Genomic DNA, 21,435 nt, shown 5'->3' with positions numbered 1-21,435 from the left:
ATGGGGAAGAACAGAGCACTTTCCCATACACTAGAGTTTAGTCTCCATATCGCATTGGCCGTTCTATGCCTCAATTTGCCACTGCCCAAGATCAACGTTACGCCCAAGCATTAATGCAGCCTGCGTTAATTCGCATTATTGACAATATTCGTAAACAGCTAGATGTCTCTGCTTGGGAGGGGTCTTATCGAGACGATATGCGATGGCCAGCAGAGACAACGGCTGAACAAAAACAACAATACTTAGCGCTTCAAGAGATGTTAGAAAAAGCAACGCCTGAAGAGCATGATCAAATTCAGGCCACGCTTGCCCAGTTGCCATCTCCTGACCATCGGTATACCCTATGCCTTAAAAAGCAAGATCAACAGCAGGAAATCGATGTTTGGCAGCTGTGCTATCGGCTCTGTAATGCAGCGGATACAGCAGATACAAAAAATCATACTGGCCCCATCACCATAGATACAAGTCTATTGGACCTGGAAATGGGTGATGTGGATTGGATTGCCCTGGATAAAAAAGCTAAGCGGCTAGTGGAAGAGACTTTTCAAGCCTTGCCCACCCCCTAAGGAATTTAACGAAGTCCAAGTAATGGGCATGGTTAGCTTTAAACTCTTCGGGGCTGCGGACATATTCATCCTGAGTAAAGGGTCTAGGACGTTCGAGGCTATGTGGGTAAAAAGCTGGCACTCAAACTCTTAAAAGAGTGGGGCATTGAGTTTTTCGCCAAGCCTCGGCGCAAAACGCTAAAATAACCCCTGAATCATCTCAGAGTAACGCTCCACAACCACATTGCGGCGAATTTTGAGCGTTTGGGTGAGCAGACCATTTTCGATCGTCATTGGCTCCGGTAACAGCGTAAATGCAGCAATCTCATCCTGGGAACGGTAGCCAGGGCGATCGCGCACTTCTCGGTTGAGTTCCTGGCGCAGGAGATTGTGAATAATGAGGTTGTCGGGTGCGATCGCTTCATTCTCCCCAATCATCAACGGAGGTGATTGCGCTAATCCCCAGGCTTGCAGGGCTTCCAGATTAGGCACAATCAATGCTCCCAGTGCTTTTCGATCTTGCCCAACCAGAACAATTTGATCGATAAATGAACTGCGTAAGCAGGCATCTTCGATCGGTTGTGGCTCAATGTTTTCGCCATTGCTGAGGACGATCGTATCCTTGGCTCTGCCGGTCAGGATAATGCTGCCATCGTCTGCTAGCCAGCCAATATCGCCTGTATCAAACCAGCCTTCGGGATCAATGGCCTTGGCGGTGGCTTCGGGATTGCGATAATAGCCCTGCATGATTTGGGGACCTCTTGTCAGGACTAAGCCGCGTTTTCCGGCGGGCAAGGCTTGTCGGGTTTCTAGATCGACAACCCGAAATTCGGTCTGGATTAATGGTTGACCAGAAGCCTTGCGCACGTTGTTCCAATAGCGTCGCGCACTGAGTACGGGGGAGGTTTCAGTCAGACCGTAACCGACCAAAATTTCGATGCCAATCATTTCAAAAAAGTCTTCTAAATGCTGAGCCAAGGAACCGCCGCCACAGATGAGTTGCTTGACCTTGCCACCCAGGGCTTGCTGCATTCGCTTGTAGAGCAACAGTTCCCCCAAGTAGTGCAGCGGAGCCAGCAACAGCGTGGTCGCCCAGGCCCGCAGGACTGCCGAGCGCGTCGGGTGTAAATTGAGCAAATCGCGGTGCTTCCAGGTACGTACCGCTTGAATGTAGCGACTGCTGACCGCCAGAAACGATTGAATGAATGCTTGCATTCGAGGTGGGCGATCTCGAAAAGACTTTTGAATACCTTCGAAGATAGACTCCCACAATCGCGGCACTCCCACCACATAGGCGGGCTGATAGGTTTTCAGATCTTGCTTGAGATAACGACGATTGGTATATACCTGAGTGCAGCCCTGGGAAAGCGTGTAGTATTCGCCTACCCGCCCAAAACTGTGCCAGGTGGGTAAGATGCTGAGGGTACGATCGCCAACCAGGGGTTGAATAATCGCCGTTAAAGCTACCAGTTGATAGATAAAGTTGGCGTGGCTCAGCATTACCCCTTTGGGTTGGCCAGTGGTGCCAGAGGTGTAAATCAGCGTGGCGAGGGTGTCTGGAGTTGTGTTGACGGATTGTAGCGGTTGCTGGTTGCCCAGTTCCAGCAGTTGGTCAAACGTGAGTAGTTTGACGTGGGAGGGGCGACCGGGTAAGTCGGGCTGTTCGTTCGACAGAAGCACCACCCACTCCACTGGCAATGTCCAGATGCGATCACCCAACCGATCTAACGTTTTGGCGTTTTCCACCACTAGCCCACTGCTCTGGCTATGCTCCAAAATGTAGAGCAGTTCATCGGGATCTGCAGTCGCCGATCGCACCGCATCCGCTGCCCCCGCTAGCATGATGCCCTGATCTGCCACCAGCCACTGCCAGCTATTGTCGGCAAAGAGCGCCACGATGGGTGGATTTTGCGGTAAGCGCGACGAAGGGGACAACAGCGTTTGTATCCCTGCCGCGAACTGTCGAATTTGCTGATATACCTGCCGATAAGTCAGCGATACTGCCGGACGACTGTGGGGGTCAATCAGCGCCTCCACATTGCCAAAGTATTGTTCTGTAATCTCCCACATCTGTGGAAGCGATCGCAGTTGGCTATAGTCGATTAACCCGGTGTGCTCAAACCGTTCTTTGGTTGAAAAATAGCTGGCAGAATCATTTCCCAAACGATTATCAAAACGATGCATAGCTGGAGTCGAACGCGGATTAGTTGCCATCCCCTTTTTCCCTGATTTCTTTTGGTTTTACCACTGCCAGCCAACCCTCTACTAATGTCATTAGCAGAGGCGTAATCGGGCTAATCAAATAGCGAAATAGCCAATCCGCCAGTCGCGTTTTTCGGGGTGCGTTGAGGCCAAAGTAGGCCACTAAAATTGCCGCGATCGCCAGCGTCGCCGTGACATAGAAAAAAGGCGCAAAACTTCCCGTGATGCCGCGCAGGGCGATCGCCATAAAAATTCCCGAAAGGCCACCGCCGCCAAAGGCAAGGAACAATAAACCATAGTTATTAGGGTAGTTGGGCAACCCAAAAAAGCTCAAGGTTGCCGCTGGTGCGACTGCCAGCCACGCCCCTAGACAAAACCAGAAAATGGAAAACGCCACCAGAAATTGACCGGGTTCATTGGGGCTGGTGTGAATCATCAAAATTGAGGCAATCAAAGTCAAACTGTTGATGATGATAATCGTGAACTTAGGGCGCAGGCGATCGTTCAACCATCCAAACAGCGGTCGCCCCAGCCCATTGAAGACTGCAAATAGCGGCACAGTCAGAGCAAGTTCCTCGGCCTCCAGGTTGACCAGTTCGCTCCCGACCTGGGCGGTTGTGGCGATCGCCGTTAGCCCGACAAAGGTACCGACGGTGTAGCAAAACATCAGCCCATAGAAAGTCTGGGTTTGCATCATGGGCAGACTGGCATCCGTTTCGACCGATTGATTAAGCGTCTGCGCAAAGTTGCTGGGAGTCCAGCGGGGCGGCGGCATTCGCAGGACAGATGCGATCGCCACAATTAGCACCGTAAACACAATGCCCAGCAAAACAAAGGTCTGGCGTATTCCCAGGGCGGGTAAATTCCAGGCGGGATTGCCGTTAATCAGATTGAAGGCTAGCGGTGCAGTCACCAGCGGCGACAGGCCAAATCCCACGACCGTCAACCCCACGGCCAATCCTTTGCGATCAGGAAACCAGCGAGCTGCCACTGCCAGGGGCACGCCGTAGGCCATGCCCACCCCCAAACCGGCCACTACGCCATAGCTCAGCACCAGCCAGAGCAGGCTAGATGCTTGACTGGCCAGCAGGTAGCCCAGGCCCACTAAGATTCCCCCCAAACTGGCAAGAATGCGTGGGCTACAGCGATTCATGTACAGGCCGGCAATCGGCATCACCAGGGTAAAGGTGACTCCCAAAACCAAAAATGGCAGTAAAATCGTACCCGGACGACTTTTGAGTTCTGCCTCAAAGGGTCCGCTAAAAATGCTCCAGGAATAAACCGTACCTAAACAGAGCAATACCATTAAGCCGAGCGGAATAAACAGCCAGCGACCCTGGTCGGGCGGCAAGCCAAACAAACGAGCCTCGGCAGGGAAGGGGAAGGTGGGGAGCAATTTGCCTTCGGTTATAGTAGCTTTTCTCACGTCACAGGCACTGATAATTAACGATTTGGCTCTCACGCACGATAGCAGGATTTTGGGACATTATGATGAAATCAAGATTGAAGCTCAAAAACAAGGTGTGCGAGTTTGGTATTGGGATACGGCTGGAAAATCATTTTCAAATACCCCATCGCATTCATGGAACTGGCTAGGAGGTTTAGATACGCCCTTCCTTAATGCATCCAGTAGCGAGAAACAACAAAAACAAGAAAACATTTATTGCATTTTTGTTGAGTCTGAATACGATGGCACACTCTCATCCGGCCAAAGAGATTTATACCAGGCGTTGTTGGAGCTACAGCAGACAACAGTTTATGCCGTTGTTATAGTAGAGCAACTTATGAACAAACTTGGTTTGAAAACTCCGATGCCTGTATTGAAGAGATTAGAAAATCTTCAATATCTCAAGGCAATATCTGGATTAAAAGTCTAGTGGACTAAGTCGGGCCTAAAGTAGCTAACTGTCACACAGGTCAAGCCCCATTCCTTCATTGGGGGCTATGAGTGAAACGGGCGTAACTACGTTGACTAGTTGCATCCTCCCGCAAACCTTCTGAATATGATTGATTCATACTTACTGAGATACGAAAGTAGAAAGACGAGATTAGAAGTAGAACTTGATAGTAATTTTCAACCTGCCCAAAGAAAGCTGTTGCAAGCACAGCATCATCTTATTGTTGAATTTATTACTATCTTAAAATCACTTCAGGATTAACTAGATTCCAAACAGACTTAAGCACCAATTTCTCTGGTTAGTTTTAGATATGACAGAATCCCGTTTTGAAATACATGAATCTGTTGCTAACTACTTGGTTGTAGACACTGCAGTTTCAGACTTTATATTCGACGAGTACGCTGATGCTCATGGGTATTGGATAGTTTGTTAAACTCCAGACAAGAGTCAATTAACCCCAAACAGACTTAAGCTCCGCTTCACCTCTCACACTGCCCGTATAGTGCCTCAAAATAGTCTCCTCACTATTGCCAGTGATGGAGGCTATTTCGCTTATAGACCAACCTTGGTCGATTGCCTGAGAGATAAAACTGTGTCTCGTATTGTACGGCTTGCGGTAGGGCACATTGGCAGCGGCCAGCGCCGGTGTCCAATGTCGCTTTCTAAAATTATGGTCATCGATGGGGTTACCCTTGGGACTGGTAAACACTAAATCATCGTCACGGACCGTGGCTGATCGCCTGGCTCGAAACATAGCGACCAGGTCAGGCGATAGTTTAAATGCTCTACTCCGATTGGTCTTAGTCGGCTTCCGCTCACCACGTCCCCACGACTCACCAATCCAGACGCGATCGCAATTTTCCGATAGGTGCTTCCACCTCAAACCGGCAGCTTCACCCGTCCGGCAACCAACCCCCATCAGGAATTTAACAAAGTCCAAGTAATGGGCATGGTTAGCTTCAAACTCGTCGAGGATGCGGCCATATTCATCTTGAGTAAAGGGTCTGGGGCGTTGCTTCGGAGGCACCTTCACCCTGACATTGACCCATGGGTTTTCGGCTACCAGCTTCTTGCCGATCGCCCAGCTCCAGCAACTGCGAATCATGCCGATACGTTCCTTCGCTGTTGACGGGGCTAGGCGTTTTACCAGCCAATCACGGAAGTCTAAAGCATGGTCCTCAATAACCCGCTCCGCCTGGCGGCTACCAAAGTAAGTTTCAAGTTGCGATCTCAACCCAAGATACTTATCTAGTGAGCGTTTTGTCACCTATCGACGTTTCCAGTCAACGAACTTCTGATAGAGGTCAACGACTGTCAGGCTATCGACCGACTCATATCTGTACTTGACCAAAGACTTATCAAATTGACCAGACAGGATGTCTGCTCTAATGATGGCCCCCTTTAGCCTCTGCCAAGCTGCGGTTTGCCGGTGTATTGAGCAAGCCCACCGCCATGGTGTAACGCTTTCCCTGGTGGTTCCACCGCAGTCGAAGCCACCCTTTATCTACATGTAGTGCGATTTGCCCCTTACGGGCTTTCTTTTGCTTAGGCTCAATCACCAGTTTTCGTCGACCAACTATCGACCAGTTTATGGCGTATTGTGACGTGACAATGACGCTTTCAGGCGTCACCGTCGACCAATTGATACTTGACGAACCCTGGCTTTAAAAACACAAAAACCGCTGATACCAGCGGTTTTCATTAATCGGAGCGGCGGGATTTGAACCCACGACCCCTACTACCCAAAAGCGTAAGCTTATGTACTTAAAAGTCTTTAATAGCAGTGATTACAGGGGAATTCATTGAAAGTGAGTTGACAAACCGCAACTATATAGGTTAGTCGTTTTTTATTTTTCACCACCAAACCTAGCATATAGGAAAGTCCTACACATCTCTGAAAGTCCTTCACCACATGGGTTTCAGTCCTACACGTAGTCCTACACACTCTTTTTTAAGTCCTCCACATCTCTGAAAGTCCTTCACCATATAGGTTTCAGCCCTATACATAGCTGTGGAGACATCGTTGACATGGCAGCAAAAACTAAAGCCACTAATCTTGAAGGATTCAAACTCAAAGTCGTGGACGATATTTTGAGCGCGTTGGAACTTCAATCACTCTTAGAAAATCGGTAGCGTTGCTTTACTCGACCCCAACTGCTGGTGTTTGTTTCGGTTTGACTCCAACGCAGAGTGAGTATGGCGATCCGTATGCTCATGGGCTTATATCGACTGTGGAAGGAGCGGTCCAAGCCAGGAAAGTGGTCAGTGAATAAAGGGGTCAATCGATCAAGTGCAGGAACTGCCTCTGATAGTTGATGATGTGATCGCAACTCTGCCTACTAAATTTCTTGAGTTCTGCAAGTTCATTCGCCGCAAGAGCTTAGGACGTCTCCGGCCCATCACATTACTGGAGTGGTTGCGGCGTTTTTGCCCGCTACTGGTTGAACTAACTGAGCAGAAGGCATCTCAGTCTCTGTTATGAAAAGCTGCAAATGGATCGGAAATTAGCGTCTAAAGAAGGAAACCTTTATTTGGCAAGAGTTTTGCAAAAATTAGGCTAGAGAAAGCAGCTTGTATCTAAACAGGATTTTATGGTTCAGATTAACTACTCCTGAATTTGTAGGTCAAAAATCTCAAAAAATGACCGACAAATGAGTTTGTGGTTAACAGGTGACCCACAAATGGATCGGGAATCTGCATCTAAAGCAGAAAACCCTTGAACTGTAAGACGTTTGTGGAAATTAGCCTAGAAAAATGGGTTGAAATCTAAACAGGTGGCTGGTGCTAATGCTTTTAAGTTTGTGGGTCAAAAATTCAAAAGCATGACCGACCATTTTATTTGTGGGTCAAAAATAACCGACAAAAAAAGTACAAGTGTTCTTTCTAAAGGGTTGATGTAGGTACCCATGGCTTTAAACCACGAAGTCGTCTTCAACGATATTCAGCAGTGGCCCAAATCCTAAAATAGCTGGCTTACGTCCAGAACCTTCTCTTAGGACCAGCAGTAGTTCAGGGCGATCGCGAAGCAGCCGAAGTATGCGTTTGGCGGAGGAATCGGGAATGTTAGCTCTCTGAATAAAGTCAGTGGACTTAAAAATGGGCATTTGGAATATAAAGTCCAGAGCCTGGATGGCGTATTGAGAATTAAGCTGTTCTAGGACTTCTTTTTTCAATTGCTCATACAGACCCAGGATAGCTTCTGCTTTAATGCCGTTCTCTTCAGCCTGGAGTCTCAGGGCATTTAAGAAGAAATTACACCAGTTGGTCCATTCACCCGTTGCAGAGATGTTTAGCAGCTGATTGTAATAGGTGTCACGATTGGCCTCTAGATAGGCACTCATATAGAAAGATGGGGATGAGAGCAGCTTTTTTTCAAACAAAAATAGTGGAACAATTAGCCGTCCTAAGCGACCATTACCATCTAGGAAAGGATGCAGAGACTCAAATTCGGCATGGACGATGGCAAGTTGCACTAGCTGATCTGGAAAATCCTTATCGTTGATAAATTCATTCCACTTGCCCATACCTTCGGCTAACTGTTGAGGGGCAATGGGGATAAAGCGAGCTTGCTCTTGGGGGCAGCCGCTGGGGCCAATCCAATTCTGGATACGGCGAAATTCACCAGGGCTGCGATTGCGTCCACGTACCCCCTGGAGCAGTATTTTATGGGCATTGCACAGAAGCCGTGAGGAAAGGGGCAAATTTTCAAGGTCTTGTACCGATTGCCACATGGCAGAGCGGTAGTTGAGCACTTCTTGCACATCATCACGTTTGTCTGGTGTGAGGTCTGGCTCGTCGTCTCCAGCTTCTACCCGCAGGACTTCACCAAGTGTTGCCTGGGTACCTTCGATCCGTGAGGACAGAACGGCTTCTTGAAAGATAAGGGGCGATAGTAAAACCTGGGCATTGGGTACGGCCTTTAGGATGCCGTCATATCGGGCTAATGCAGCTTGGGCAGGGCCGATAAAGGGAACGAGTTTGGCCCAGTCAAGGTTGGTAGGAGGAAATTTGTCGTAATGATATTGAAAAACCATTAGCTCAGTACCTCCTCAGTTTGGATCATAGTTGAGCCCTACTCCTTCAACGGGTCTATGCTGCTGACAAAGTCATACATACATCACATTGACTTGCATCAGCAATGCTTTTATTGCTTCTTAGATTCAGTATTGCTCAGCCAATCAGGATGGCAGAGCGGTCTACGGACGATATTCTGGAGGGAGAAAAATAACTTTTTCCAGATCCATCGCGTTGACTTGCCAATATGTACCACTTTTGCGATAGTGTTTACCCCACTTGAGGTCGGTAGACGTATTAGAGATGCGTGCATTTTCAGCACGCTCAATTTCGGACATTATTGTTGTTCTGCTGTTGTTGTTTAGAATAGTGGCCACATTAGCGGGCGATACCCATGGGGCGATAGGAACGCCTATAGTCTGTAGTACATGTCTAGGCACTCAACACGGGTCCGTCATGTCCATACTTTTAGCTCAGCCTGAGCGACCTGCTAGAAAACCTCGTCATCAAGTCCCTTTGACTTATATAGAGAATTCATGAATGATTCCCTATATAAGTCAATGCTTTTGATAGAAGCTTATCTAGATGATTGATTCGAGTTTTGATGAATGAGCCGGGGTTAGCGTAATACATTAGAACAATTTTCGGATGCTTATACAAAGGCCTTGTAAGCTTTGCTAGATATGAATATTGCCTTAATGAAGAACATTTACTTGTAGTGAATCTTTCTGGTACTGATGCGTATTAATAAAGTAGTGAGCGCTTTTTTGCTTTGCGTATTCTGATTCTTGAGATTTAGTCGATGACTCAACTAACTATTGCCCAACAGCTGCGGGCGTCAGTAAAACTAATAAAACCTGAGTTGTTGGCTAAAGTTCCTGATGACTATAATTCTCGGCAAACTTTCAACTACCTACGTCATCGAGCGACTAACTATGAGTTTTTGCTTGAGGAGCATAGAAAAAAATATGGCAATGTTGCTCCGGCTGAGCAAAAAGCTTTGACGCAAGGGGCTGCAGATGTAATTATTAATGCTTTTCGAGCTGAAAATATCGATTTGCTAAGTGGCAAATCCAATACCCTCTTTGCTAAATTTGCACGGTCAATCTCTCGAATTCTGGGTTTAAATGATGGTGTGGATTTGCAGGCTATTCATGACGCAACCAAGACCCTCAAGAAATCTCAGACAATGTATAGGTCTTGGAATGAACGATATCGTCGTCAGAAGGAAATGGTTTTGAAGGTAGTTCAATTTGCCGATCCTGAAATTCGTCGTAAGGTAGAGGCCATTTACGGCGCAAATTCAAAAGCAAAACTCGATGAGCTTCAGGAGTTGCTTTTTGATGGCTAAGAGTACTGCTCGGACTCAGAATAAGAAGCGGTCTGGTCTTCAAGGCATGAAGTTAGTAGCTATTAAGCAGGAATGCTATGCCATTTCTGGAGCAGCTACTACTAAAGAGTTGAAGCGAAAGTACAAAACTTTATGTCAGGGTCGTGATTTCCGCCGCCGTAAAACGTGGGAATACGTTCTCAAGAAATTACGACAGGATGGGGATTGGATAGGGCTGAGTATTTCTGATATTGAGGAGCGTGCTACTAGGGAATGTAGTGCGAATAAGCCAAATCGGAGCTCATTAGTCTTTCATCCTGAGCGTGTTGCTATGGATCAAGCTGCTGATAATGATGATTGATATAGGCAGTTTACCTAAGGTAAGTGCGATCTATCGGGTATGGCATTGCGATCGCGTTATTTATGTTGGTCAGGCTATCAACCTTAAAAAACGCTGGCAGCAGCACCATCTCTTTCCAACACTCGTCTCTCAGTATGGTTTAGATTGGACCATTGACTGGGTAGAGGTGGAGCCGCACTATTTGAATCGGGCCGAAGCGTTTGCCTATCGTTGTTTTGCACCAGAGCTAAATCAAAGGAACCCATCAGAACGATTAGGTGCTTGAAGGTGGACATTTGATGTGTCAACTTTCAACTCATTGTCTTTGGTATGAATTGGTGTCTAACTATGCCAGGATTAGCTAGCTTTTCTTACTCTCAGACATCAACACTGACTATGACACCCCATCCATCCATCCGGTTTTAATAGGCTATGGATAAAGAATCAGGTATTGATAATGGGGTATTAATATCCGATTTTTAATAAAACATCAAGTTTCCCGAATTTATGCACTCAGGATTGTTGCTAATTTAGTATTGCTACTCAAAATCTTGGATCTTCATGGATAAAGCGTTAGCTCAGTTCACCTTAGAAGACGGTACTCCTTTTCTGGTTGAGATTGATGAGCCTAATTCCAATGCTATTGAGCGCGTAGCGTTGACCGAAACTAGCGAAATGGTCTACAAGGCCAAGAAAAACCTGGATGAGGCCCTGGATGCGATTAAGCCCGTTGCCTCAACAGTGGTCTCAAAACTGAAGTCGGGTTTAACGACGCCTGCTGATGAGGTGGAGGTTACCTTTGGTCTCAAGTTGAGTGCGGAGGCCGGTGTAGTATTTAGCTCGGTGGGTAGTGAGGTCACCTTTGAGGTGAAGCTTAAGTGGGGAGGGCAGTCGTAGACTGACTGATGTCCGATCCTGTCGAACCGCTAAAGTCTTCCGTTGTTCGGTTTTATCATGCTAATGGCAATGTAGTGGGTGCTGGGTTTTTAGTGGCTGATCGCTATGTGCTCACCTGTGCCCATGTGGTGGCAGCAGCACTGACCTTGCCTGAGAATACAGAAGTTGCGCCTGAGCAGTCGGTACAGGTTGATTTTCCGTTGCTGGATCCTGGGCAAAAGCTGGAGGCGTCCGTCGTTTTTTGGTTGCCGGTTTCCCATGTAAAAGCTGTGGAAGATATGGCGGTTTTGAGGTTAGCGGCAGCAACTCCTACAGAGGCAAAATGTACGTCATTACATCCAGCCCCATCCTACTGGGAGCATTCATTAGTAATATTTGGATTTCCCCAGGGCCATGACCGAGGTATCTGGGCGACTGGTGTTTTTCGTGGTCCTAATGATAAAGGCTGGATACAGTTTGACTCACTCATGAGTGAGGACCGTCCGGTGGAAAAAGGCTTTAGTGGTGCTCCAATTTGGGATCAGGCGCTAAAAGCTGTGGTTGGGATGGCTGTAGCCGCTGAAAAGCGACGCGAGTCGGTGAACTCCGCTTATATGATTCCGCAGGAACTGCTGCGACGACCTTTGAACTATATTCGTCAGCAAACGCTTTTGGATATCTTCCAAGACTATGAGTCTATCCCTGGCAATGTGATCCAATTTGCCTATGGTTTGTGCCGGTCTCAAAATGCCGTTACTCCAGTGCAGAAAAGTATTCCAGCTATTATTGATGAGTTAGCAAATGCAACGGCTGGTGCTCAACAGGATGAAGACAAACTAGTACAGTTTGTAGCTGCTCTATGGCTTGAGCTAGATAGTCAAATGATAACGGCACCCAGAGAATCCTTAGAAAAATGGGGTGCTCGTTTTGCAAAGGACTTTGAAGTCGCTAAGGCAATGATGCAGGCATTAAAAATAAAGCATCAAGAGCAGAGGATTGCGCCCAATCATCCGATGCTGTTAGTCAATATTCAAGAGGATGTTAGTCGGGAAAGCCTATCGATTGAAGCATGGATCGTATTAGATCCTGAAAAGTACAACTCCAAAACTTTTCAGGGGTCCCGTAGACTTTTGTTCTCTCCAGAAGACGAAGACTGTGCCCATCTCTCAGAGCAATCTATTTCCTATAGGGACTTACCGATTTTGATTGAAAGCTATCTAATGCAGCTGTGTGGTGGGTCTGAGTATGAATGTGACCCTAGTGACTTAACGCTGTATTTTGTATTGCCGCCATCGTTGTTGAATCAGTCTTGGGAGCGCTTAATACCGGGAGAAGAAGAAGATCCTATAGGGATTGGATATGAGGATTGTCCACAGGTGATGTTGGCGTTGCAAAACCGTTCTGGTCTGGGCGGATTCAGGGCCAATTCTCGCTGGAAAAAAGCATGGAAATTTAAAGACGTTCAAGCCAATGTGCCAGCCCATGATGTGTTTGCTGATGGTCAAGGACTTAAGGAGGCTGGGGTTATAGGATTCCAAAAGTTAACGTCATTGAATCCTCAGAGCGATCCTCAACTACTGGCTAAGCAAGGTATTCCTTTAGCCGTTTGGGTGCGGGATAACCAGATTGATAAGGATTGGGCTCCAGTGCTGCTTGATCAAGTGCTTTCTTCTCCGCTCAAAAATGTGCCTAAGCAGGTGTTAGAGATACGTCGTAATACAGATACTTTAGATTCTGAGGCGGAATATGCTCAATCGCCAGAGCTGGGGCATCATTTAGCAATCTTGTGGGATGATCCCAATCGAGTGCCTCCGACGACAAATGCCCCTTTATCTGCTGCCAGCCTATGACCTCTTGGAAAATCTATCAGGGGACTGGAGAGCCTCATGATGATCTAGACCGTTTGCCGCCTCCACCAGGGTGGCGAGCGTTTCAAGATGTGGGTCAGTATCAGGAGCAAAAGGGAACCACGTTTAAGGCGCGTGAGGATCAGATTGAGCTGGTGAATGCGGCACTTTATTTGCGGCGACCGTTGCTGATTACGGGTAAACCAGGGACGGGTAAGACGTCGTTAGCTTATGCAGTGGCCCATGAGCTAAAGCTGGGGGAAGTGCTGTACTGGCCGATTACGACACGTACCACTCTGAAGCAAGGACTATATAGTTATGATGCCATTGGTCGCTTGCAAGATTCTCAGTTTGAGCAGGCCAATGATCCACCCAGAGATCGGGCTGATGCACTCAAGGCCATTGGTAAGTACATTCGCTTGGGTCCATTGGGGACGGCGCTGTTACCTGTGCCTGAGGGGAGTCAGCGGCCTCGGGTATTGCTGATTGATGAAATTGATAAGAGCGACATTGATTTGCCCAATGATTTGCTCCACACCTTTGAGGAAGGTCGCTTTCGTATTGATGAGCTGGAGCGGATTAAAGAAGTGCTGCCTACGGTGAATGTGGGGACGTCCTATGCCGAAGAAGATGTCACGGCCACTATCGAGAAGGGGCAGGTGCAGTGTAATGCTTTCCCGTTTGTGATTTTGACTAGTAATGGTGAGCGGGATTTTCCACCACCGTTTTTGCGGCGCTGTATTCGGTTGGATATGGGTGAGCCTACAAAGGATGAGCTGGCGGATATTGTGAAGCGTCACTTGGAGGCGTTAGATCCTGAAGTGCTGACGAAGGCAGAGCCAGTGATAAAGGCCTTTGTGGAGAAGCGTGATCAGGATCAAGAATCGTTGGCGACAGATCAGTTGCTCAATGCCGTTTATCTATTACTGCAAGAGGGGACTCCGGACCTATCTACTAATAGTGACCTACTCAAAAAGATTCTGAAGCCTTTATCGGGTCTAGGGGCTTAGGAGTCAAACCATTGGTGCAGCAGAAATTCTCTTCTAATAACTTAGCCACGTTGATTGCCTGTGTGAAAAATGCGGGTATTGATTGGGATGGGGAGAATATTGCCGATTTATTGTGGTTGACGAGCTACATTGATGCACCAGAGTCGGGTGAAAGTCAGGAATCAGAGCCAGAGCCAGAGCCTGGCGATACTGTGGAAATTGAGATCGATAATGCGCCGCCAGCTCCGCCCTCCTCAGCTGCTGAGTTTTCTCTCTACAGTCAAACAACCCAGCAGACTCAGACTAAGAAAACTAAAGCCCCCAATAAGGGCATCCCATTTCCAACACCAACGTCTCCGGCCCTGCGTAGAACGTTAGCGTTGGGGCGTTCACTACGACCCTTGATGCGGCGAGTGGACTCTTACACCCAAACGGAGTTGGACGAAGAGGCGACGGCGGAACAAACTGCCGAGCGTCAGTTTTGTATGACCATGGTGCAGCCTGCCCGAGAAAGATGGCTGGAGCTGGCCCTGGTTATTGAAGATTCTGCCTCTAGTTTTTTGTGGCGCGATACGATTCGAGATTTTCAGCAGGTATTAGAACGGCAAGGGGCGTTTCGTACCGTGACGGTGTGGTACTTGCAAACCTCTGCTGGTGGCTCTATGGCGTTGTATGCCAAGCGTCCTGTTCCAGAGGCCATGCCTCGACCCCGAAATCCAAAGGGACTGATCGATGCTTCTGGGAGACGGCTGATATTGGTAATCAGCGATTGCATTTCTCCGGCATGGCGGCAGGGGCGGTTACAGACTGACTATCTGAATCAGTGGGCTAAACATGGCCCACTGGCGATTTTGCAAATGCTGCCGTCGCGCATGTGGTCACGTACGGCTCTGGAGGCTGGATTACAAACCACATTTTCAGCTCGTGGGCCAGGGAGGACCAACGCCCAGCTAGTGGACCCACTGCCGCAGGACTTTCATGGGGAGTATGGATCTGGGCTAAAGCTGCCGGTAATCACGTTAGACCCATCATCAATGGCTCAGTGGGCCAGGGTTTTAGCTGGGTTTGGTGATACTCAAACGGCGGGCATTTGGTATCCGTTAGATGAGCTGTTGGATGAGTTAGACGAGCCAGAATCGATAGCCGATGCCCCCGTGGCTAACCAGACTGAACCAGACTATGCAGAGCAATTAGTTAACCAATTTAGTCAAACGGCATCGCAAACGGCCAGAGAGTTGGCCTCGTTAATGGCGTTGGTGCCAGTGGAGCTGTCACTGGTGTATATCATCCAGGCGAAGCTGCTGCCAGAGTCGTCACCGTTGCATGTGGCGGAGGTGTTTTTAAGTGGTCTGATTGAGCGGGTAAAGCCTGATGGTGATGGCGGCGAAAGGGCAAGACAACCATCTCAGGGGAGTTTGTTTGACCAGCAGCGGCATTATCAGTTTGTGGCTGGTGTGCGAGAGCTGTTGGTGGATACGGTGAGGACGGACTCGGCTGAAGAGGTGCTGAATGAAGTATCAGCCTACATTGGCAACAAGTTAGGTAGGTCGATCTACAGCTTTATGGCGCTGCTGCGGTTGAAGGATGAGTTGGAGACTGCAGGCAGCGAGTTTGTGGAATTTGCCAATGTGACAAAGCAGGCCCTGCGCCGTTTGGGAGGGCAATATGCAGAGCTGGTGGAGGCGGTAGAGACAGAAGAGGAGGAGGTGCGGCCTGCCACTCAGGTGGATGCAGTGGAGTATCCGCCCTTGGAGGTGTTGGAGTTTACTAAGGGTAAACTGGTGGATTCTGACGATGAGCTGGGTGTGGAGTACCCACCGTTGCAGACTGCTAACTTTGAGATTGTCACAGTTAGTTTGCCTGATGATGGGCTGGAGCTGTTTGAGTTTCAGGTGGCGACGTTAGAGCGTAAACGTACAGGTTTTCTACGGCGGCAGCGCTGGGTGGTGACCAAGACCCGTGGCCAGGCCTATCGGTTTGTGGAGGAATTGGGAGCAGATATCTCACTGGAGATGGTGGCGATTCCCAGTGGTAGTTTTTTGATGGGGTCTCCAGAGCATGAGCTTAAACGCCTTAATATTGAAGGTCCACAACGTGAAGTAACGGTTGCAGGCTTTTTGATGGGGCGCTATCCGGTAACCCAGGCCCAGTGGCGGGCAGTCGCGGCGATGTCCCAGGTGGACCGTGAGCTAAACGCTGATCCATCTAACTTTAAAGGGGCTGATCGGCCTGTGGAGCAGGTGTCTTGGGAAGACGCTTTGGAGTTCTGTAAACGGTTATCGAGCCAGACGGGCCGTCTGTATCGTTTGCCTAGCGAAGCTGAGTGGGAATATGTCTGTCGGGCAGGGACAACAACGCCTTTTCACTTTGGCGAAACCCTAACGACTGAAGTTGCTAACTACAATGGCAACACCTATGGCAATGGTCCTAAGGGAAAAGACCGGAATCAAACGACTTCAGTAACGGAATTCAAGATTGCCAATGCATTTGGCCTATGTGACATGCATGGCAATGTGTGGGAGTGGTGTCAGGATATTTGGCATGACAATTACAACAATGCACCCACAGATGGCAGTGCCTGGATGACTAATGGTAATGACGAATATCGCATCCTGCGCGGCGGCTCCTGGATCAACGGTCCAGAGTATTGCCGCTCCGCCCGTCGCGACCTCAATCAGCCCGGCTACCGCAACTACTTTATCGGTTTTCGAGTTGTGAGTGCGCCCCCAGGTTCTCTTCCGTAACCCTTTACCCTTCTGGTCCCAGGCTTTGCCTGGAACCATTGCCCTCTTACCCTTTGCAACTATGCAGGCTCAAGCTGTCACCGTTAACAAACGTCAGGGGCAAAATCAGTATTACGAAGAGCCGATTGCTGCTGGTGTGCGTCCCTTGGAGATGATGCGCATCCCGGCGGGGAAGTTTTTAATGGGGTCTCCGGAGAATGAGCTAAAGCGTATGGATAGGGAAGGCCCTCAGCATGAGGTGAGGGTATCCCAGTTTTTTATGGCCAGGTATCCGGTGACCCAGGCCCAGTGGCGAGCTGTGGCGGAGATGACCCCGGTGGAAAGGGAATTAGAGGCTGACCCATCCAAGGTCAAGGGAACTGATCGGCCTGTGGAGCAGGTGTCTTGGGAAGATGCTGTGGAGTTTTGTGCAAGACTCTCAGCCCATACAGACCGCCCTTATCGACTCCCCAGTGAGGCAGAGTGGGAGTACGCCTGCCGTGCTGGGACAATGACGCCTTTTCACTTTGGTGAAACGATTACGACTGATTTTGCAAACTACCGGGGTACTGACAACGAAGAGGTTGGCTGGTCAGGTTCTTACGATGCTGGTCCCAAAGGTGAATATCGAAAAGAAACCACTCCGGTCGATCACTTTGGTATAGCCAACGCCTTTGGCCTATGTGATATGCATGGCAATGTGTGGGAGTGGTGTCAGGATATTTGGCATGACAATTACAACAATGCACCCACAGATGGCAGTGCCTGGATGACTAATGGTAATGACGAATATCGCATCCTGCGCGGCGGCTCCTGGGCCTTCGATCCAGAGTATTGCCGCTCCGCCCGTCGCGACCTCAATCAGCCCGACGCCCGCAACGACAATCTCGGTTTTCGAGTAGTTAGTGCGCCCCCAGGCTCTCTTCCATAGCCCTTTACCCTTCTGGTTCCTAGGCTTTGCCTGGAACCATTACCCTCTTACCTAGCCGGAGACTGGGTATTAGAGCATCACGTTTCTTCTGCATGTCTAATAAATGTGTGGCGTTCAAATACCTTTTGCCGCAGGCGATAGGTATTGCCATGCTTAAGGTGGGCTTCCCAGCTCTGCAGGCGCTGTACCAGTGGCTCTAGTTCAATTGCCCCAGCGGCATACTGCTTTTGCAAGTATTTCAACCGTCGCCGGGCACGGCGCACATTATCATTACGAACCCGGATGCGATCAGGCAGAATCCTAAAGCCGACAAAATTGGCACCATAGCGAGGTTCAAACAACTGGCTTTTAATAGGGTGCATTTTTAGCCGTAGGGTGGTCAGGTACTCTTCCATAGCTAATCGAGCATCAGCCAGCTCCTGACAGTCATCTGAGAAGGCGGCAAAGTCGTCTACATAACGCAGGTAGTGTTTAAGCTTGAGCTGGCGTTTAACAAAGTGATCGAAGGGGCTAAGGTACAGATTTGCAAAGAATTGGCTGGTCAGGTTGCCGATGGGCAGCCCCCGCCGTCGCTCTATCGGGGTGAGCAGATCATCCCCTGGAAAGTATTCAATGACGGGTATCTGCTCATTACTAGCATCGATGATGGTGTCAATCAGCCATAGGGTGGATGGGCACTTGATCCGTTGCCGAATAATGGACTTGAGAATTTCATGATCGATTGATGGAAAGTACGTCTGGATATCGCATTGAAGGCAGTAGCTATAGCGTCGTGCCCAGTCGGTACATAGTTTTAGCGCCCGATGGGTGCCATAGCCCAGGCGATTGGCATAGGTATGGTGAATCAATGTGCGGTCCAGCAATGGCACAATCACATTGCAGAGGACATGGTGGACAACCCGGTCCCGGTAGGGAGCTGCCGAAATCATGCGCGGTTTTGGATCGCGGATTCTAAAGGTGCGGTAGTTACCTGGTCGATAGGTGAAGTGGGTGAGTTCAGTCTGGAGCTTTAACAGTTCTGCCTCTAGCCGGTCATTAAAGGCGAGTACATTGGGCCGGTATCGTTTGCCTTTCTGGGCCAGTCGTGAGGCCAGCAGCAGGTTGTCAAAGGCGATGACCTGGGGCCAAAGATTGCCGTGACGTTTCATAATCAGGGGTCAGGTACGGGAGTCAGACGTTAGGCGTGATGAGGGCTTCTGGTGTCTGAGTTTCTGCCCCTTGGCCTTGGTTTCTGCTCTTGCTGACGTATCCAGCCACCGAGGTCTGTGCCAATGGCATTGATGAGTTGGCTAGCGTATTGATAGCGTCGGTGGGAAAGCAGGTCAAAATCCAGCAGCAGTCGGGTTTGATAGCGCAGGATTTCTAGCTTGCTGTTAAGTTGCTGGAGTTGGGGAAGCTTATGGCGCTGATAGCGAGCGAGTATCAGCTCTTCCAGGATTTCGTAGAGGGTGGTGATAATGCGATCGCCCAATAAAAACCGATGATCACGAGGTAGCTTATTGAGTATTGGTATGTACCACTTGATCAGATCGTAGGTTTTTTGAATGATAGGCAGCTCAATGGCCATGGCGGTCTAGATTGCAGTGATACCCCATTGCAGAATGCCCAGCTAGCTTTGTAGGTTTGTGTGCCACACCAGGGTTCTGTGTATGCTGAATGTGGGGTAGGCCGCGTAGCGGCGGCTCCTGGATCAACAATCCAGAGTTTTGCCGCTCCGCCCGTCGCAACAACAATCAGCCCGGCAACCGCAACAACAATATCGGTTTTCGAGTTGTGAGTGCGCCCCCAGCACTCTTCTATTGCCGAAAGGCTGGCCAGAACTGGCAGATGGGAATCTGTCGGGTGTGCCCCAGAAGAGTCCAGAGCCTACTCCGGCGATACCCATTGAGGTATCCAAAAATCAACCTGGGTCAGTTACTTTGGTAGGGAAACCGACGACTTAACTGGCCCTACCCAGAATTCTATGCAATGGCCCTTACCCTGCGGCGGACAACGGCGACGACGAGTTATTACACTGAGCCTCTAGAGGGCCTGGGTGATGCCATACCATTGCAGATGCTACTAATCCCTGGTGGTACGTTTACGATGGGTTCTCCAGAAGATGAACCGGAGCGACAAGACAGTGAAGGTCCCCAGCATGAGGTGACGGTATCTAAGTTTTTCATGGGCCGTTATCCAGTAACTCAGGCTCAGTGGAAAGCGGTAGCGGAGATGCCCATAGTGGAACGAGAGTTAGAGGCTGATCCATCCAAGTTCAAAGGGACTGATCGACCTGTAGAGCGTGTGACCTGGTATGACGTTGTGGAGTTCTGTGCGAGGCTATCGGCTCATACAGAACGACCCTATCGACTGCCCAGTGAGGCGGAGTGGGAATATGCCTGTCGTGCAGGCACAACGACGCAGTTTCACTTTGGCAAAACTCTGACTACTGAAGTGGCCAACTATCGTGGAACGCGCACCTATGGCAATGGTCCCGAAGGAGAATACCAACAAGAAACGACACCTGTGGCTCATTTTGATATTGCTAATGACTTTGGTCTATCTGATATGCATGGCAATGTTTGGGAATGGTGTCAGGATATTTGGCATGACCATTATGCAGGCGCACCCGCGGATGGCAGGGCCTGGATGATTGAGGGGAATGAGGCCGGACGTATCTTGCGCGGCGGCTCCTGGTTCCTCAATCCAGAGAATTGCCGCTCTGCCTGTCGCGACGACGATCGACCCGGCTACCGCAACTACGATGTCGGTTTTCGAGTTGTAAGCGCACCCCCAGGCTCTCTTCCGTAGCCTCTTACCCTTCTGGTTCTCAGGCTTTGCCTGGGAACTTTACCCTATCACCCTAAAACGGCAGCGATAATAGACCGAATTTTAGGAACTGTGAGCGTCGTGATGCGATCTCACTTTCTCTATAAACGGCGGTGCAGAACGGTTAAAAACCTTGCTACATAGGGGTTTAGCCGATATGATCGATCTGATTACTGTGTCATATGGATCAAATAGGTCATGGCTCCATCCCGAAAGCTGGATGATGAACAACTAGCCGAGTTGCGTCAACGTTACATTGGTGGAGAAACTCAGGCAGCATTAGCAAAGGAATATGGTGTTTCAGAACCGACAGTCCGACGCTACACAAAAGGACTGGCACGCGATTATAGCCATATGCTGCAACAGACAGCCTATATAGCCTTAATAGAGGCGCGAAAACAGCCATTTCGGTCTGCTGGTGAAGCTGCTAACACAGGAATAGCTGCACTGAAAGCGTTACGAGCGCTATATCCACAGACAATGCGTGAGGCAGCACGATGGGTGGTAACGTTACCAGGTTTTCAGCCTGAGAAGTTTGCTCAGCTCTTAATAGAAGAGTGGGGTGGTACTCAAAATTCTTAAGGCTGAGCTTCTTCCTGACAAATTTGCCATAGAGCTGTCCCATGATCCATCTGGGTACCGTTGGCAATCAGAAAACGTCGCAACTCTAAACGAAATTCGTTACTGGTCCATGGGCGTTCCAGTTCAGCTGCCACAGCATCGAGTTCTATGGAGCGATGCAAGTATGCGATCGCAGCTTGGCACAGCCAGCCAGATAAATCGCCAGCAGCAGCGCTTCTGATCTGGGCATCGATGCTGACCGGCAATCGAAACGATATCGGATTTCCCCTGGGCTGCTCAGATTTAAATAGATGCTTCGTATAGGCCATGGATAGTACCGATGTGCTATTACCTGCTCCATTATGACGAAA

Annotated in this window: 22 protein-coding genes; 13 read left to right on the top strand and 9 right to left on the bottom strand. The window is 49.2% G+C overall.

The window, feature by feature from the left end; all coding sequences use genetic code 11:
- Positions 1-65: 65 nt before the first annotated feature.
- Positions 66-566, top strand: a complete 501-nt coding sequence (locus QGP82_RS24015; RefSeq protein ID WP_499061276.1) for a hypothetical protein — start codon at positions 66-68, stop codon at positions 564-566.
- A 177-nt stretch (positions 567-743) separates the two neighbouring features.
- Here QGP82_RS24015 and QGP82_RS24010 read toward each other — a convergent pair whose 3' ends face one another.
- Together QGP82_RS24010 and QGP82_RS24005 are read right to left on the bottom strand one after the other, a co-directional pair.
- On the bottom strand, positions 744-2,759 hold the full coding sequence (locus tag QGP82_RS24010) for an AMP-binding protein (RefSeq protein ID WP_250565964.1): 2,016 nt from the start codon (positions 2,757-2,759) through the stop codon (positions 744-746).
- Positions 2,749-4,173 (bottom strand): L-lactate MFS transporter, encoded by a 1,425-nt coding sequence (locus QGP82_RS24005; protein WP_499061275.1) that lies wholly within the window; start codon positions 4,171-4,173, stop codon positions 2,749-2,751. The genes QGP82_RS24010 and QGP82_RS24005 overlap by 11 nt, the downstream gene beginning before the upstream one ends.
- Before the next feature lie 52 nt (positions 4,174-4,225).
- Here QGP82_RS24005 and QGP82_RS24000 point away from each other — a divergent pair, with 52 nt between their 5' ends.
- Positions 4,226-4,624, top strand: coding sequence for a hypothetical protein (locus QGP82_RS24000; RefSeq protein WP_163702527.1), 399 nt, complete (start codon positions 4,226-4,228; stop codon positions 4,622-4,624).
- Positions 4,625-5,096: 472 nt separating this feature from the next.
- On the opposite strand, the gene QGP82_RS23995 is transcribed toward QGP82_RS24000, so the two are convergent.
- From QGP82_RS23995 to QGP82_RS23980, 4 genes are all read right to left on the bottom strand, one after another.
- A complete protein-coding gene (locus tag QGP82_RS23995) occupies positions 5,097-5,912 on the bottom strand; it encodes a site-specific integrase (RefSeq protein WP_499061274.1) in 816 nt (271 codons plus the stop codon).
- A gap of 118 nt (positions 5,913-6,030) precedes the next feature.
- Positions 6,031-6,276 carry a hypothetical protein gene (locus QGP82_RS23990; RefSeq protein WP_499061273.1) on the bottom strand — a complete coding sequence of 82 codons (246 nt, stop codon included), beginning with the start codon at positions 6,274-6,276 and terminating at the stop codon, positions 6,031-6,033.
- 1,281 nt (positions 6,277-7,557) lie between these two features.
- Positions 7,558-8,679, bottom strand: a complete 1,122-nt coding sequence (locus tag QGP82_RS23985; RefSeq protein ID WP_499061272.1) for a Fic family protein — start codon at positions 8,677-8,679, stop codon at positions 7,558-7,560.
- Positions 8,680-8,841: 162 nt separating this feature from the next.
- Positions 8,842-8,997 (bottom strand): hypothetical protein, encoded by a 156-nt coding sequence (locus tag QGP82_RS23980; protein WP_499061271.1) that lies wholly within the window; start codon positions 8,995-8,997, stop codon positions 8,842-8,844.
- A 464-nt stretch (positions 8,998-9,461) separates the two neighbouring features.
- Between QGP82_RS23980 and QGP82_RS23975 the strand changes: the two genes are divergently transcribed.
- The 8 genes from QGP82_RS23975 to QGP82_RS23940 all read left to right on the top strand — a co-directional run bounded on the left by QGP82_RS23975 (position 9,462) and on the right by QGP82_RS23940 (position 17,695).
- Positions 9,462-10,010: a hypothetical protein gene (locus QGP82_RS23975; RefSeq protein WP_499061269.1), complete on the top strand. Its 549-nt coding sequence runs from the start codon at positions 9,462-9,464 to the stop codon at positions 10,008-10,010.
- Positions 10,003-10,350 carry a hypothetical protein gene (locus tag QGP82_RS23970; RefSeq protein WP_499061268.1) on the top strand — a complete coding sequence of 116 codons (348 nt, stop codon included), beginning with the start codon at positions 10,003-10,005 and terminating at the stop codon, positions 10,348-10,350. The genes QGP82_RS23975 and QGP82_RS23970 overlap by 8 nt, the downstream gene beginning before the upstream one ends.
- Positions 10,340-10,615: a GIY-YIG nuclease family protein gene (locus QGP82_RS23965; RefSeq protein WP_499061267.1), complete on the top strand. Its 276-nt coding sequence runs from the start codon at positions 10,340-10,342 to the stop codon at positions 10,613-10,615. The genes QGP82_RS23970 and QGP82_RS23965 overlap by 11 nt, the downstream gene beginning before the upstream one ends.
- 275 nt (positions 10,616-10,890) lie before the next feature.
- Positions 10,891-11,226, top strand: coding sequence for a CU044_2847 family protein (locus tag QGP82_RS23960; RefSeq protein WP_499061266.1), 336 nt, complete (start codon positions 10,891-10,893; stop codon positions 11,224-11,226).
- A gap of 8 nt (positions 11,227-11,234) precedes the next feature.
- A complete protein-coding gene (locus QGP82_RS23955; RefSeq protein ID WP_499061265.1) occupies positions 11,235-13,055 on the top strand; it encodes a VMAP-C domain-containing protein in 1,821 nt (606 codons plus the stop codon).
- Complete coding sequence (locus tag QGP82_RS23950) at positions 13,052-14,062, top strand: AAA family ATPase (protein WP_499061264.1); 1,011 nt, start codon at positions 13,052-13,054, stop codon at positions 14,060-14,062. Before QGP82_RS23955 ends, QGP82_RS23950 begins: the two co-directional genes overlap by 4 nt.
- A gap of 14 nt (positions 14,063-14,076) precedes the next feature.
- Positions 14,077-16,785: an SAV_2336 N-terminal domain-related protein gene (locus tag QGP82_RS23945; protein ID WP_499061311.1), complete on the top strand. Its 2,709-nt coding sequence runs from the start codon at positions 14,077-14,079 to the stop codon at positions 16,783-16,785.
- Between the two features lie 61 nt (positions 16,786-16,846).
- Positions 16,847-17,695 (top strand): formylglycine-generating enzyme family protein, encoded by an 849-nt coding sequence (locus QGP82_RS23940; RefSeq protein WP_499061310.1) that lies wholly within the window; start codon positions 16,847-16,849, stop codon positions 17,693-17,695.
- 77 nt (positions 17,696-17,772) lie between these two features.
- On the opposite strand, the gene QGP82_RS23935 is transcribed toward QGP82_RS23940, so the two are convergent.
- Positions 17,773-18,843, bottom strand: a complete 1,071-nt coding sequence (locus QGP82_RS23935) for an RNA-directed DNA polymerase (protein ID WP_499061263.1) — start codon at positions 18,841-18,843, stop codon at positions 17,773-17,775.
- A 29-nt stretch (positions 18,844-18,872) separates the two neighbouring features.
- Positions 18,873-19,262, bottom strand: a complete 390-nt coding sequence (gene avd, locus QGP82_RS23930; RefSeq protein ID WP_499061262.1) for a diversity-generating retroelement protein Avd — start codon at positions 19,260-19,262, stop codon at positions 18,873-18,875.
- 89 nt (positions 19,263-19,351) lie between these two features.
- Between avd and QGP82_RS23925 the strand changes: the two genes are divergently transcribed.
- The 3 genes from QGP82_RS23925 (at position 19,352) to QGP82_RS23915 (ending at position 21,085) form a co-directional block, all read left to right on the top strand.
- Entirely contained in the window at positions 19,352-19,621 is a 270-nt protein-coding gene (locus tag QGP82_RS23925) for an SUMF1/EgtB/PvdO family nonheme iron enzyme (RefSeq protein WP_499061261.1), read from the top strand.
- Between the two features lie 42 nt (positions 19,622-19,663).
- Positions 19,664-20,485 carry a formylglycine-generating enzyme family protein gene (locus QGP82_RS23920; protein WP_499061260.1) on the top strand — a complete coding sequence of 274 codons (822 nt, stop codon included), beginning with the start codon at positions 19,664-19,666 and terminating at the stop codon, positions 20,483-20,485.
- A gap of 216 nt (positions 20,486-20,701) precedes the next feature.
- Positions 20,702-21,085: a helix-turn-helix domain-containing protein gene (locus tag QGP82_RS23915; protein WP_499061259.1), complete on the top strand. Its 384-nt coding sequence runs from the start codon at positions 20,702-20,704 to the stop codon at positions 21,083-21,085.
- On the opposite strand, the gene QGP82_RS23910 is transcribed toward QGP82_RS23915, so the two are convergent.
- On the bottom strand, positions 21,082-21,393 hold the full coding sequence (locus tag QGP82_RS23910; RefSeq protein ID WP_499061258.1) for a hypothetical protein: 312 nt from the start codon (positions 21,391-21,393) through the stop codon (positions 21,082-21,084). The two genes, QGP82_RS23915 and QGP82_RS23910, sit on opposite strands and share 4 nt — an antisense overlap.
- Positions 21,394-21,435 lie beyond the last annotated feature (42 nt).

The sequence above is a fragment of the Leptothoe sp. LEGE 181152 genome (assembly GCF_032906605.1).
In the GTDB taxonomy this organism is placed as follows: domain Bacteria; phylum Cyanobacteriota; class Cyanobacteriia; order Phormidesmidales; family Phormidesmidaceae; genus Leptothoe; species Leptothoe turfae.
Note: the sequence above shows the minus strand (reverse complement) of the source record. Positions and strands in the feature narration are given on the sequence as shown.

Bases quoted from the DNA above. Each gene is read 5' to 3' on its own strand.
- QGP82_RS23910 (WP_499061258.1), bottom strand. From the start codon at position 21,393: ATGGCCTATACGAAGCATCTATTTAAATCTGAGCAGCCCAGGGGAAAT.
- QGP82_RS23955 (WP_499061265.1), top strand. From the start codon at position 11,235: ATGTCCGATCCTGTCGAACCGCTAAAGTCTTCCGTTGTTCGGTTTTAT.
- QGP82_RS23980 (WP_499061271.1), bottom strand. From the start codon at position 8,997: ATGTCCGAAATTGAGCGTGCTGAAAATGCACGCATCTCTAATACGTCT.
- avd (WP_499061262.1), bottom strand. From the start codon at position 19,262: ATGGCCATTGAGCTGCCTATCATTCAAAAAACCTACGATCTGATCAAG.
- QGP82_RS23925 (WP_499061261.1), top strand. From the start codon at position 19,352: ATGTGGGGTAGGCCGCGTAGCGGCGGCTCCTGGATCAACAATCCAGAG.
- QGP82_RS23935 (WP_499061263.1), bottom strand. From the start codon at position 18,843: ATGAAACGTCACGGCAATCTTTGGCCCCAGGTCATCGCCTTTGACAAC.
- QGP82_RS23915 (WP_499061259.1), top strand. From the start codon at position 20,702: ATGGCTCCATCCCGAAAGCTGGATGATGAACAACTAGCCGAGTTGCGT.
- QGP82_RS23960 (WP_499061266.1), top strand. From the start codon at position 10,891: ATGGATAAAGCGTTAGCTCAGTTCACCTTAGAAGACGGTACTCCTTTT.
- QGP82_RS23970 (WP_499061268.1), top strand. From the start codon at position 10,003: ATGGCTAAGAGTACTGCTCGGACTCAGAATAAGAAGCGGTCTGGTCTT.
- QGP82_RS23965 (WP_499061267.1), top strand. From the start codon at position 10,340: ATGATGATTGATATAGGCAGTTTACCTAAGGTAAGTGCGATCTATCGG.
- QGP82_RS23985 (WP_499061272.1), bottom strand. From the start codon at position 8,679: ATGGTTTTTCAATATCATTACGACAAATTTCCTCCTACCAACCTTGAC.
- QGP82_RS23940 (WP_499061310.1), top strand. From the start codon at position 16,847: ATGCAGGCTCAAGCTGTCACCGTTAACAAACGTCAGGGGCAAAATCAG.
- QGP82_RS23950 (WP_499061264.1), top strand. From the start codon at position 13,052: ATGACCTCTTGGAAAATCTATCAGGGGACTGGAGAGCCTCATGATGAT.
- QGP82_RS24010 (WP_250565964.1), bottom strand. From the start codon at position 2,759: ATGGCAACTAATCCGCGTTCGACTCCAGCTATGCATCGTTTTGATAAT.
- QGP82_RS23975 (WP_499061269.1), top strand. From the start codon at position 9,462: ATGACTCAACTAACTATTGCCCAACAGCTGCGGGCGTCAGTAAAACTA.
- QGP82_RS23920 (WP_499061260.1), top strand. From the start codon at position 19,664: ATGGCCCTTACCCTGCGGCGGACAACGGCGACGACGAGTTATTACACT.
- QGP82_RS24015 (WP_499061276.1), top strand. From the start codon at position 66: ATGCCTCAATTTGCCACTGCCCAAGATCAACGTTACGCCCAAGCATTA.